The sequence below is a fragment of the Psychroserpens sp. NJDZ02 genome, assembly GCF_004843725.1.
Lineage (GTDB): Bacteria > Bacteroidota > Bacteroidia > Flavobacteriales > Flavobacteriaceae > Olleya.
In genome coordinates this window covers 4,181,257-4,193,999 of record NZ_CP039451.1, presented here as the reverse complement: position 1 = coordinate 4,193,999, position 12,743 = coordinate 4,181,257, and the positions used below count along the sequence as shown (strand labels likewise).

At 31.8% G+C, this 12,743-nt stretch carries 15 protein-coding genes; 13 read left to right on the top strand and 2 right to left on the bottom strand.

Features of this window, described 5'->3' with window-relative positions:
* The first annotated feature begins 171 nt into the window (after positions 1 to 171).
* The 5 genes from E9099_RS19335 to E9099_RS18480 all read left to right on the top strand — a co-directional run bounded on the left by E9099_RS19335 (position 172) and on the right by E9099_RS18480 (position 4,875).
* Positions 172 to 318, top strand: a complete 147-nt coding sequence (locus E9099_RS19335; protein WP_168800786.1) for a hypothetical protein — start codon at positions 172 to 174, stop codon at positions 316 to 318.
* Positions 318 to 533, top strand: a complete 216-nt coding sequence (locus tag E9099_RS18495) for a hypothetical protein (RefSeq protein ID WP_136584983.1) — start codon at positions 318 to 320, stop codon at positions 531 to 533. The genes E9099_RS19335 and E9099_RS18495 overlap by 1 nt, the downstream gene beginning before the upstream one ends.
* Positions 534 to 550: 17 nt before the next feature.
* Entirely contained in the window at positions 551 to 1,516 is a 966-nt protein-coding gene (gene rhuM / locus E9099_RS18490; RefSeq protein WP_055448530.1) for a virulence protein RhuM/Fic/DOC family protein, read from the top strand.
* Positions 1,517 to 1,519: 3 nt separating this feature from the next.
* On the top strand, positions 1,520 to 4,390 hold the full coding sequence (locus E9099_RS18485) for a type I restriction endonuclease subunit R (protein ID WP_136584982.1): 2,871 nt from the start codon (positions 1,520 to 1,522) through the stop codon (positions 4,388 to 4,390).
* A gap of 197 nt (positions 4,391 to 4,587) precedes the next feature.
* Positions 4,588 to 4,875, top strand: a complete 288-nt coding sequence (locus E9099_RS18480) for a GIY-YIG nuclease family protein (RefSeq protein WP_136584981.1) — start codon at positions 4,588 to 4,590, stop codon at positions 4,873 to 4,875.
* Between the two features lie 358 nt (positions 4,876 to 5,233).
* Here E9099_RS18480 and E9099_RS18470 read toward each other — a convergent pair whose 3' ends face one another.
* Both E9099_RS18470 and E9099_RS18465 read right to left on the bottom strand, forming a co-directional pair.
* Complete coding sequence (locus E9099_RS18470; protein WP_136584980.1) at positions 5,234 to 5,989, bottom strand: LytR/AlgR family response regulator transcription factor; 756 nt, start codon at positions 5,987 to 5,989, stop codon at positions 5,234 to 5,236.
* Positions 5,990 to 7,009 carry a hypothetical protein gene (locus E9099_RS18465; RefSeq protein WP_136584979.1) on the bottom strand — a complete coding sequence of 340 codons (1,020 nt, stop codon included), beginning with the start codon at positions 7,007 to 7,009 and terminating at the stop codon, positions 5,990 to 5,992.
* A gap of 214 nt (positions 7,010 to 7,223) precedes the next feature.
* Between E9099_RS18465 and E9099_RS19330 the strand changes: the two genes are divergently transcribed.
* The 8 genes from E9099_RS19330 (at position 7,224) to E9099_RS18425 (ending at position 12,567) form a co-directional block, all read left to right on the top strand.
* Positions 7,224 to 7,364, top strand: a complete 141-nt coding sequence (locus E9099_RS19330; RefSeq protein WP_168800785.1) for a hypothetical protein — start codon at positions 7,224 to 7,226, stop codon at positions 7,362 to 7,364.
* A 62-nt stretch (positions 7,365 to 7,426) separates the two neighbouring features.
* Positions 7,427 to 8,857, top strand: a complete 1,431-nt coding sequence (locus tag E9099_RS18460; RefSeq protein WP_136584978.1) for a viperin family antiviral radical SAM protein — start codon at positions 7,427 to 7,429, stop codon at positions 8,855 to 8,857.
* Entirely contained in the window at positions 8,850 to 9,143 is a 294-nt protein-coding gene (locus E9099_RS18455) for a hypothetical protein (RefSeq protein ID WP_136584977.1), read from the top strand. Before E9099_RS18460 ends, E9099_RS18455 begins: the two co-directional genes overlap by 8 nt.
* Positions 9,144 to 9,147: 4 nt before the next feature.
* Positions 9,148 to 9,558: a 5' nucleotidase, NT5C type gene (locus tag E9099_RS18450; RefSeq protein ID WP_136584976.1), complete on the top strand. Its 411-nt coding sequence runs from the start codon at positions 9,148 to 9,150 to the stop codon at positions 9,556 to 9,558.
* A 312-nt stretch (positions 9,559 to 9,870) separates the two neighbouring features.
* Positions 9,871 to 9,963: a GIY-YIG nuclease family protein gene (locus E9099_RS19710; protein WP_317130632.1), complete on the top strand. Its 93-nt coding sequence runs from the start codon at positions 9,871 to 9,873 to the stop codon at positions 9,961 to 9,963.
* 1,076 nt (positions 9,964 to 11,039) lie between these two features.
* Positions 11,040 to 11,255, top strand: coding sequence for a helix-turn-helix domain-containing protein (locus tag E9099_RS18435; protein WP_136584975.1), 216 nt, complete (start codon positions 11,040 to 11,042; stop codon positions 11,253 to 11,255).
* Positions 11,255 to 11,581, top strand: a complete 327-nt coding sequence (locus E9099_RS18430) for a HipA N-terminal domain-containing protein (RefSeq protein ID WP_136584974.1) — start codon at positions 11,255 to 11,257, stop codon at positions 11,579 to 11,581. The genes E9099_RS18435 and E9099_RS18430 overlap by 1 nt, the downstream gene beginning before the upstream one ends.
* Positions 11,581 to 12,567, top strand: a complete 987-nt coding sequence (locus E9099_RS18425) for a type II toxin-antitoxin system HipA family toxin (RefSeq protein WP_136584973.1) — start codon at positions 11,581 to 11,583, stop codon at positions 12,565 to 12,567. The genes E9099_RS18430 and E9099_RS18425 overlap by 1 nt, the downstream gene beginning before the upstream one ends.
* Positions 12,568 to 12,743: the final 176 nt, after the last annotated feature.

Here is a 12,743-nt window from a genome sequence, read left to right as displayed (position 1 = left end):
AAGCAAAAAACGCATAGCATCAAGGCTTGCGTCTTTCGATTTCCTTCTTCCAACTGGAAAGATGAACTCGCTGCAAATGTACAACATTATTTTGTTACAAAACAAACTTTATACCAAACCATCATTACCAAATAGGTTGTTTAGGTATTTAGAAATAAGCATTTTAAGGAAATGACCAAACAATCTGAAGCACAACTAGAAAACAACCTTATTAAACAATTAACAGGTTTAGGATACCAAAACGTAACCATAAAAGATGGAGATGCTTTACTGTCTAATTTAAAAGCACAATTAGAAGCGTTTAGAAAATATAAATAATGAGTTATAAAGACCAAATAGTAATTTTTCAAGATAAGGACTCTGGTATTACAATAGATGTAAAACTAGAAGGAGACACTATATGGTTAGATCAATACCAGCTTGAAGTTCTTTTTGATACGGATAGAACTTCTATTGGTCGTCATTTAAGAAATATTTATAAAACTAATGAATTAGATAAAGAGGCAACTAGTGCAAAAATTGCACAAGTTTAACAAGAAGGAAATATATTATGAGTGAAATAGTAATCTATAAATCTGATTTAAATCAAATTGAAGTATCGGTTCAGTTTGATAAAGATACTGTTTGGCTTAATCAATCTGAAATTACTACCTTATTTGAAAGAGACCAATCTGTAATTTCTAGACACATAAATAACGTTTTTAAAGAGGGAGAATTAGATAAAAAAAGCAATATGCAAAAAATGCATATTGCAAATTCAGATAAACCAGTTGTATATTATAGTTTAGATGTAATTATATCTGTAGGTTATAGAGTAAAATCTAAACAAGGTACACAATTTAGAATATGGGCAAATAGTATTTTAAAAGCGTATTTGGTAGAAGGCTTTGCTATTAACAAAAAACGCTTACAACAAAAAACAGCACAACTAACTGCCTTAAAAAAAGTAGTTGCGTTGCAAGAAAAAGTACTTACAGACTACAATTTAACTACTAACGAAACACAAGGTTTAATACATGTAATTAGTCAATATAGTAAAGCGCTAGATATACTTGATGATTACGACCACCAACGTCTGCAAATACCACAAACTTCACACCAAGAAGTATTTAAAATTAATTATAACGAAGCAAGAAAAGCTATAGACGAATTAGGAAGGCAAACACATTTTGAAGGCCTTTTTGGTATTGAAAAAGATGATTCGTTTAAAGGCTCTTTGCAAAACATTTACCAAACCTTTAATGGTAAAGATTTATATCCTTATATAGAAGAAAAAGCAGCACATTTATTATACTTTGTAGTTAAAAATCATTCGTTTACAGATGGGAATAAGCGTATTGCTGCATTTATTTTTGTGTGGTTTTTAGACAGAAACAACTTGTTACATAACCAAAACGGATTGAAACGTATTAGTGATAACACTTTGGTAGCATTAACTTTAATGCTTGCTGAAAGTCATCCAGAAGACAAGGATATGATGATTAAAGTAATTACAAATCTTTTAATTGAAGATTAAGACATGACTAAACAATCTGAAGCACAGCTAGAAAATAACCTAATTAAACAATTAGCAGGTTTAGGCTACCAAAACGTAACCATAAAAGATGGAGACGCTTTAGTTTCTAATTTAAAAGCACAACTTGAAGCTTTTAACAAAACCGTATTTTCTTCTAAAGAGTTTGATACCATTTTAAACCATTTGGCAAAAGGTAATGTGTTTGAAAAAGCAAAAACACTTCGCGATCGTTTTAATATTACCAGAGAAAACGGAGATAGTTTTTATGTACGCTTTTTTAATAGTGAAGATTATGCTAGTAATCTGTTTCAGGTTACCAACCAAATAACCCAAGAAGGTACGTACAAAAACCGTTACGATGTCACGTTATTAGTAAACGGTTTACCATTAGTACAAATAGAGTTAAAGCGTCGTGGTTTAGAAATTAAAGAAGCTTTTAATCAGATTAATAGGTATCAAAGACACTCGTTTTGGTCAAATCATGGGTTGTTTCAATATGTGCAATTGTTTGTTATTAGTAACGGTGTAAATACAAAGTATTTAGCTAATAATAAGTTGCAATCGGTTAAGCAAACTTTCTTTTGGGCAGATGCCAACAATAAAAATATTACAGAATTAACAGCATTTGCTTCTTCATTTTTAAACCCAAACCATTTGGGTAAAATGATTGCTAAATATATAGTGCATAACCAAACGCATAAAATTTTAATGGTCTTGCGTCCATATCAATTTTATGCAACCGAGCATATTGTAAATCAAGTAGCCACTAGTAACGACAATGGTTACATTTGGCACACAACAGGTTCTGGAAAAACCTTGACGTCTTTTAAGGCAAGTCAGTTAATTATGGATTTGCCAGACGTACACAAAGTGGTGTTTGTGGTAGACCGTAAAGATTTAGATTACCAAACCATGTTAGAGTTTAATAGCTTTAAAAAAGATAGTGTAGATGTTACGGACAATACACAGTCTTTGGTTAGGCAATTAACAGACGATTCTAAATTGGTATTAACTACTATTCAAAAGTTAAACAATGCCATTTCTAAAGCCAATTACAACAAAAGCTTATCGCATTTAAAAGATAAAAAAGTAGTCTTTATTTTTGATGAGTGCCATCGCAGTCAGTTTGGACAAACACATAAAACCATAACGGAATATTTTAAAAAGAGTCAATTATTCGGTTTTACAGGAACACCTATTTTTAAAGACAATGCCTCTAAAAACGATTTAGGAAAACGTACCACCAAAGACTTATTTGGTAACTGTTTACATAAATACGTGATTACAGATGCTATAAAAGACCAAAACGTATTACGTTTTGGGATAGAGTACGTTGGTAAATACAAACAAAAAGGAAATACTTTAATTGATATTGAGGTTGAAGCTATTGATACAGCTGCCGTTTTTGCAGACCCAAAACGTTTAGAGAAAATTGCAGATTATATGATTGCGTATCACAGTCAGAAAACGTTTAATAAAGAGTATTCGGCTTTATTTGCAGTAAGTAATATTAATACGCTAATTGCTTATTACGATATCTTCAAACGTAAAAAACTTTTAGGAGAACACGATTTACGAATTGCGACTATTTTTAGTTATGGAACAAATGAGGACGATGAAGATGCACAAGATTATATTCCTGATAATACGTTACAACAAGCAGCAGAACCGCAAGCGCAATACAAAACCAGTCATAGTAGAGAAAAGCTAGACGAATACATTACGGATTACAACCAAATGTATAATACTAGTTTTTCGACTAAGGATAGTCAGCAGTTTGAAAACTATTTTAAAGATATTAGTAAGCGTTTAAAAGAACGTGAAAAAACAACGTTTCAAGATAAAGATCGATTAGATATTGTTATTGTAGTAAATATGATGCTAACAGGTTTTGATGCTAAAAAGGTAAATACACTGTACGTTGATAAAAACTTAAAGTATCATGGTTTAATACAAGCGTATTCTAGAACGAACAGGATTTTAGGCGAACAAAAGTCGCAAGGAAACATATTGTGCTTTAGAAATCTTAAAGGGGCAACAGATGAAGCGATTACGTTGTTTTCTAACAAAGAAGCGATTGAAGAAATTATATTGCCACCTTATGAAAAGATTGCAGAGAAGTTTGATGACGCCTTAAAAAACCTGTTAGAAATAGCACCAACGTTTCAAGATGTAGATAATTTACCAAGTGAAACCGAAGAGTTAGCTTTTATACAAGCGTTTAGACGATTACTTCGTGCGAAAAATGTATTAGAGTCGTACACCGATTTTGAATGGGATGATTTAGGCATAGACGAACAAACGTTTGAAGATTACAAAAGCAAGTATTTAGATTTGCATGATAAGGTTAAAGACGAAAACCAAAAGCATAAAACATCTATTTTAGATGATATTGATTTTGAATTAGAGTTGATTCATCGTGATCAAATAAACGTAGCCTACATTTTACAACTTTTAGCAAAATTAAAAGATGTTAAATCTGTGGATGCGCAAGCACAGAAAAAAGCAATAATAGATATGCTATCTGGTGATGTTGAATTACGTAGCAAACGTGAACTAATTGAAAAATTTATAGAAGAAAACTTACCACATATTAGTGATGTAGATAATATTCAAGACGAATTTGAACGGTATTGGCACGAAGAAAAAATATTAGCATTGTCTAAAATGTGTGAAGAAGAACACTTAGACCAAAAACAATTTAAAGCCTTAATAGAAAGCTACACAGATTATGGTCGCGAGCCTTTACGCGATGATATTTTTAAATGTTTAGATAATAGACCAAGCATATTAAAAGCACGCGAAATTGGAGAGCGTATTTTAGATAAAATGAAGGAGTTTGTTCAGGTGTTTGTTCAAGGGATGACTGGGTAGTGTATAATCGTTACTGCGATGCGCAATAAGACCGTCATTGCGAGAAACGAAGGAGCTTCATTAAAGTAAACGTCATTGCGAGGACGCAGGGCGAAGCAATCTCATGATGCTAACGGAAACTATTAACAGATTGCTTCGTCCCTCGCAATGACAGTAAAAAAAGAAGCAATGACATAAGCGAGGTAATGACATAAACTATGAAACCAGGTTACGTTTACATACTAACCAATAAAAATAACACCACATTATATGTTGGTGTGACTGCCTATTTAAAAAAGAGGATACTGCAACATAAAGAAAAACATGATCCAAAATCGTTTACGGCTAGATACAATTTAGACAAACTGGTATATCATGAAGCACACCAAATGATTGGTGACGCAATAGCAAGAGAAAAACAATTAAAAGCAGGAAATAGAGCAAAAAAAATAGCACTAATCGAAAGTGTAAATCCAGAATGGTTAGATTTGTTTGATGAGTTGTAACGTCATTGCGAGGACGCAGGACGAAGCAATCTCATGATGCTAACGGTAACAATAAACAGATTGCTTCGTCCCTCGCAATGACGTAATAAATAAAAATGTAACTCACCTAACTACCAGGAACATGCAACATAACAGGAAGCAACCAAGACTAGGAAGCAGCAGACTATAAAGACACACTAGAGTTAACACTAGACGAAAACAATAGGATTAATGCCAAGAGGATAGTTAACAAAAACCAAGTACAGTAGCAGCTTTAGTTTTAGGACGCTATACTAATGGTTGGACGTCTTGGAAAGATTAAAACGGTAAAACGTTAGAAGCTTTGAAACGTAAGTAATTTGAGCTTTAAAGGTGTTTTCTAAACACCAAATAGCGTTCTTATTCTAGAGACTATTCCTTTTTTTTCATTATCTCCAATAGTAAATTCTTCTTCACTTCCCAATAAAGTAAGTTCTTTGTTATTTCTTTTATCAATTTTAGATAGATTAACAATAGTACTTTGGTTTATTTTTTCAAAACCGTAAGGTTCTAGTTTTTTAGAAAGCTCGTTAATACTAATTCGAACATTAGTAACAGTAACGTCGTCTTGCTCACCAAAAAAATGAACACAGTTTTTATTGGATTGATATTTTTTTATGTTTCGTGATGTTGAAATGTAACAGGTTTCGTCAGGACAAAAACCTATGTCTTGATTAACACCAATTGCAATAGATAATCGTTCTCCTTTTTTAAAGGTATTATTTTTATTTATTTTTCCAATCACCTTATTTTTTAAAATAGCTTCAAATTCTTCAATATCAAAAGGTTTACTTAAGTATCCTGAAATATCCAAACTATTAATGACTTGTTTTTCTTTTTCAGTTTCTCCTGTTAAAAAAATGATTTTTTTATTATCACCAATTTTTTGAGCTAACTCAATGCCATTATACACAGGCATGTCAAAATCGACTATAAGTAAATCAAAGTCATCTTTATTTATATTTTCATAAGCTTTTTTAGAACTGTCATAACTTTCTACATGTTTGAGTTCATAGTCTTTGGGTAGAGTATCTATTTTAGCCTTAACGTATTTTAAAGTTTTAGGTTGATCGTCTACAAGTATATAACGTATCATTTAATTTAAGCTTAAGGTTAGTTCTGACAAATATTGATTGTTTGGCAATGATTTATGCTCTAATTTACTTTTAGGATAATAGGCATCTAGTAACTGTTGTAAAGCATTTAATCCGAAATTAGAAGATTTTGCAACTTTGGTTTCGTAATCTAAGCGTTGTTCGGCACTGTTAACTAAGCAATAACTTAATTGTTTGTCTTCGTTTTCTTTTAGAATAATACTTATAAATGAGTCTGTATTATTTAAGCTACCGTGTTTTAAAGCATTTTCTACAAATGGGAAAAACAAAGTAGGTTTAATTTGTATGTTTTTGTTTTGTTCTTGTTTTAAGCTATTGTCAAACTGAATGTTAGTGTTTGGTTTGAGATATTTTATAAGGTCTAAAAACATAGTGATATGTTCCAGTTCTTCCTCCAAAGTGATGGTCTTTTTATTTAAAGCAGAGACATTGTAGTCTAATAGTTTAAAGATGTTTTTTAAGGCTTTTATAGGTGGGATTTTATTTTTGTTACCACCCATTTTATAATTAATCCCTAAAAATGATTTGTAGCTATTATCGGTTTGCTCCATGTCAACATAAATTTGACTGATTACATTTTTGATAAAATGTGCACCAAGCCTAGTGTTGTTCGCTTCGACATTTTTATAGTTTACAAATTGGTCATACGCTCTTTTTTGATGATTTATAGCTTCTTTATGCTGTGCTATCTCCTTTTCTTTTTGACTTAAAGACGAATAGAATTTTTTCATGTAATCTTCTATCTGTTGTTCTAACTGAAAGATTTCATTATTCTTTTTGGTTAATTTTCTTTCTAAAGATTGTGCTTTTCTAAGTTGTTCATCAAATTTAGAAACTCCTAATTGTTGCGCTTCTAGTTGTGCTGTCAACTGTTTATATCTCTTTTTAAAAACGCGCTTTCTATAAAGATTATACCAATTTCTAATAATGATTAGGATTAATATAAAAAGTAGGACTTCAACTGGTTTGAACTGTTGGATAAAGTCTGAAAAAGAATCCATAAAGCGATGTAGGTTTTTTTGGGGTGGTTGATTAAATAGCTGTTTTTATTTGAGGCTTACTTTTTTATATCTCAAAAAAGTAGGTCGATATCCCAAATATAGTCGGTCTGTCACAAATTAAGAAATTTAATTGTAATCATCTGCATCTTTACTGTAATAACAAGATGTTTAGCATGGTGCTGAGCTTTTATAAATCTAATTAAAACTTAAAAACATGAGTAATTCACAACAAAACAATCACAAAGCCAATCAAGCAAATCCTAACAAAGGAACATCTGGAACTAATGCTGTAAATAGTAAAGTACATGGTAATAGAGGTCAGCAGTTGAATCCAAATCATAATTCTAAGAAGTAATTATTAATAATACCTCGTTTTTTTAGAAAGACGAGGATTAACTAACCATTAAACTTATACCAATGAAAAATAAAATAACATTAAGTGGATTTGCAGGAACAGGGAAATCTACAGTAGGAAAACGTATTCAAGAACAGTTAAATTTTGAGTTTGTTTCTGTTGGAAATTACTCTAGGAAATATGCAATGGAAAAGTATGGATTGACTATTAACGAATTTCAAGAGCAATGCAAAGCACAACCAGAATTGGATAATGAAATAGACGAGAAGTTTAGATTAGAATGTAATAGCAAAGAAAATCTTGTAATTGATTACAGATTAGGGTTTCATTTTATTAAAAATGCATTTCATGTGTTATTAAAAGTATCTGATGAAAGCGCTTCTAAAAGAATTCGTTTAGCAAATAGAAATGATGAGGTTACAAGTGCAAAAGCCATTCAGCAAAGAAACCAGAAGATGAGAGATCGGTTTCAAGATAATTATGGTGTAGATTTTACTAGCGATAAAAACTATGATTTGGTTATTAATACGGACGATTTAACAGCCAATGAAGTTGCAGAGTTAATAATGGAACAGTATCAAAAAAGTAACACTGTAACTAAAATACCAAGCGTGAACTTTCATCTATGGCAACCATGTAATATGCGATGCAAGTTTTGCTTTGCTACTTTTTTAGACGTAAAACAAGAGTATGTGCCAAAAGGACATTTACCAGAAGATGAAGCTTTAGAAGTGGTGAGAAAGATAGCGGCAGCAGGATTTGAAAAAATAACCTTTGCAGGCGGGGAGCCTTTGCTTTGCAAATGGTTGCCAAAACTAATTAAAACAGCAAAAGAATTAGGAATGACCACTATGATTGTTACTAACGGAAGTCAGTTAACTGATTCTTTTTTAAAGGAAAACAAAGCTTATTTAGACTGGATTGCGGTAAGTATAGACAGTTTAGATGAAGAAAATAATATTAAAATGGGAAGAGCAATCACTGGACAAAAACCATTGTCTAAAACATTTTATTATGAGTTAATAAACAAGATTCATCAATATGGTTACGGCTTAAAAATTAACACTGTAGTTAACAAAGTAAATTATAAAGACAACTTAGCTTCCTTTATAGCAAAGGCCAAACCAAAACGCTGGAAAGTATTACAAGTATTACCAATAAAAGGTCAGAATGATAATAAAATTGATGCATTTAAAATTACAGATGAAGAATACGCTCATTTTTTAGACACTCATAAAGATGTAGAAACTATTGTTCCAGAATCTAATGATGAAATTAAAGGAAGTTATGTTATGGTAGATCCTGCAGGGCGTTTTTTTGATAATGCAGCAGGAACACATAATTATAGTAAACCAATTTTAGAAGTTGGTATACAGGAAGCTTTAAAAACAATGAATTATGATTTTGATAAATTTTTAAATAGAGGTGGAGTTTATGATTGGAATACTAATAAGAACCAAGATTTAAGAAAGGAGGAGGTTTGTTATGAGTAATAGAGTAGAAGGCTTTTTTAAATCAGAACTCTTTTGTTATAGACAATGGGATAGGCAAGTTAGTGATAACCTTTTATCCGAAATTTTAAAAGGGATAGAACCAAATAGTTGTAACACGTTGCTTATTGTTAGCCGAAACGTATTGAAGAAAACAAATAAAAATATAAATGAAGAACTTTTTATTAAAGTAGATAACAAAACCTTAATCACTTGCTTTTATTGTCAGTTTCAGGAGTATTTGGTAACAAAAAGAGTTCAAAAGTATTTAATAATAGATAATATTTAAAGTTATGAAGAAGATAGTGCTAATAGATATGGATGGTGTTTTAGTAGAATTAGGTGATGGGCCATTTAGTGTGAATAAAAATAAGAAAGGATTTTTCTTAAATAATAAGCCAATAAAAGGAGCAATAGATGCTTTTAAAGAATTAAGTAAGAAGTATGATTGTTATATAGTAACAACTCCAGTTTGGAGTAACCCACATTGTTGGATGGAAAAACGTTTATGGGTTGAAAAACATATTGGATTGGAGGCAAAAAACAGACTTATTTTAACTCATCATAAAAACTTAGTAAAAGGTGATTATATTATTGATGACACAAAAAATCATGGAGTTGATAAATTTGAAGGAGAGCATATTCATTTTGGTACTGATGCCTTTTTAGGATGGCATCATGTTCTAGATTATCTATTGTATTAAAAGGCAAGAGAAAAACAATTAAAAGTAGGAAATAGAGCAAAAAAAATAGCACTAATCGAAAGTGTAAATCCGGAATGGTTAGATTTGTTTGATGAGTTGTAACGTCATTGCGAGTTAGTCATTGTGTTTTACCTGTCATTGCGAGGAGTGAGGTACGAACGACGTGGCAATCTCATGAAAACAACCGTCATTGCGAGGACGCAGGACGAAGCCATCTCATGATGCTAACGGAAACTATTAACAGATTGCTTCGTCCCTCGCAATGACAGTAAAGAAAGGAGCAATGACATAAGCGAGGCAATGACATAAACTATGAAACCAGGTTACATTTACATACTAACCAATAAAAATAACACCACATTATATGTTGGTGTTACTGCGTATTTAAAGAAACGGATACTGTAACATAAAGAAAAACACGATCCAAAATCGTTTACAGCCAGATACAATTTAGACAAACTGGTACATCATGAAGCACACCAAATGATTGGTGACGCAATAGCAAGAGAAAAACAATTAAAAGTAGGAAATAGAGCAAAAAAAACAGCACTAATCGAAAGTGTAAATCCAGAATGGTTAGATTTGTTTGATGAGTTGTAACGTCATTGCGAGTCAGTCATTGCGTTTTACCTGTCATTGCGAGGAGTGAGGTACGAACGACGTGGCAATCTCATGATGCTAACGGAAACAATAAACAGATTGCTTCGTCCCTCGCAATGACGTAACGAGAAGCACCAACAATAAACAGATTGCTTCGTCCCTCGCAATGACGTAACGAGAAGCACCAACAACAAACAGATTGCTTCGTGCCTCGCAATGACGTAACGAGGAACAGATTACTTCAGTAAAAAAGCTAAAGTAATAACAAATAGATAAAGTGAAACTTTGCGCACGTTTTTTATATTAATTATAGTTTGCGCGCGTTTATTTTGGTTTGCGCACGTTTTTCAACCTGTTTTTCCCAAAAAGAGCGTGTATAAATCTAAAAAAACATAATAAAACCCGTTTTTCCATTATAAAACTTATTTTTCCGTCATCTTTGATTGTAAGTGTTTTTCACTATTAAAAGTATAATCGTTTTTCACGAATAGCAATGAATAATAAGCGATTTTCACTTAAAATAACTGTTTTTCACGGTTTAGAAATGCCTAAAGAAGTCATCTTAGTGGGTACGGCGCTATACATGAAGCTTATAATTTGGAAGTACCCTTGCCAAATCAATTAGCGTTAATTAGTTTTAAAAAACGAGCATATTCCACAAGACATTGGCGCGTATTTACATCTAGACATCAACTAGTTAATAGAACGAGCAACGCAATAGGTATCATCAAAATTTAAACACAAAATAGTGCAATAAAAAGCACTTTTATTATTAATTAATCACAATCAAATCAAAAAAACTACAAATAGTGCAATAAAAAGCACTTATTGTAGATTTAAATAATAAAAAAAACATATATTTATATAAAAAGAGCCATATAATGCACTCAAAAGATTTAATAGAAGCCATAAAAACACGTAGAGATAATTTAGGTGTAACACAAGAAATGCTTGCAGACCTTTCTGGTGTAGGTTTGCGTACGCTAAAACATTTTGAAAGCGGTAAAGGGAATCCAACTTTAGAAACGTTACAAAAATTGGGTAATGCATTGGGTATGGAGTTAACATTTACGGTTAAAGAGATAACTACTAAATAATGAGGCAGGCTGAGGTTTTATATAAAAAGGAAAAGGCAGGTATATTAACACAATTAGACAATGCTAGTTTTGTGTTTACATACGAGGATAGTTGGTTTCATGATATTAATAAACCGGCAATTAGTTTAACCTTACCGAAGACGCAACAAGAATATAGGTCTAAATACCTATTTTCTTTTTTTTATAATATGTTACCAGAAGGCTCTAATAAACAAACGGTTTGTTTTCAGAATCGTATAGATGCAAAAGATCATTTCGGTATTTTACTAACAACAGCAAAACAAGATACTATTGGAGCTGTAACTATTAAAAAAGTACACAAATAATGGCAATACCAGAAATTACAGTTTGTCCAAGTACACTTGCAGCAAGGTATGACACTTATAGCAACACCGCTTTAAGACGTGTGTTTAATGGTAAAAAAGTAAGTCCTTTTTTGCCTTACGATTCGCCAGCAAGCAATGATATTACAGATGCTTTGTTTACCGAAAATAGAAAACGCATGTCTATTTCTGGAGTGCAAGAAAAATTTTCGGTCTTATTAGAAAAAAACAAATTGCGTTTAATAGAAGAAGGAGAGCAAGGGCAATATATTTTAAAGCCAATTCCTAACGTTGGTAAAAATGCCAACCAAATGCCTGCAAACGAGCATCTAACCATGCAAATTGCAAGACAGGTATTTGATATGGAAACTGCCGAAAATACACTTATATTTTTTAAAAATGGTAGTCCTGCATACATTACAAAACGTTTTGACGTAAAAGCAGATGGAGGTAAATGGGCACAAGAAGATTTTGCATCTTTGGCAGAACGCACACCACAAACACATGGAGAAGATTTTAAGTATGTAGGTAATTATTTAGAGCTGTTTACAATTTTGAAAAAGTACGTGCCAGCCTATGCGGTAGAATCTGTAAAATTATTTAAGCTCATTCTTTTTAATTATTTGTTTTCTAATGGCGATGCACATTTTAAAAATTTCTCTCTGATAGAAACACCTTTAGGCGATTTTAAATTAAGTCCTGCTTACGATTTGTTAAACAGTAGACTACATATAGACGATAAAGATTTTGCTTTAGAAGAGGGTTTGTTACCGCTAAATTTAGCACAAGGAAAAGTTACAGAGCAGTTTTATGTATTAGGAGAACAAGCTAACATTTCTAAAAAACAAGTAGATAAAGTATTTAAGTCTTTAACAGCTAAAAATGATAGCGTATTAAAATTAATTGAAGCTTCTTTTTTAGAAGAAAAAGCGAAACAAAATTACACACAAGCATACCAAACACGATTAAATAAATTATTACGTCCATGAGCTACGAATATTCTGAAGATGGGTTAATAGAACAAGCAACACAAGATGTTTTAGAAGAATTAGGTTGGACTGTCCTTTCGTAGGTTTTGTAAATGGTATTCCGTTATATGGAAATAATAAAAGTGTTTATAATCAAATAGCTAGTTAGGATAACTGTTGCGGAGGACATGAATAAG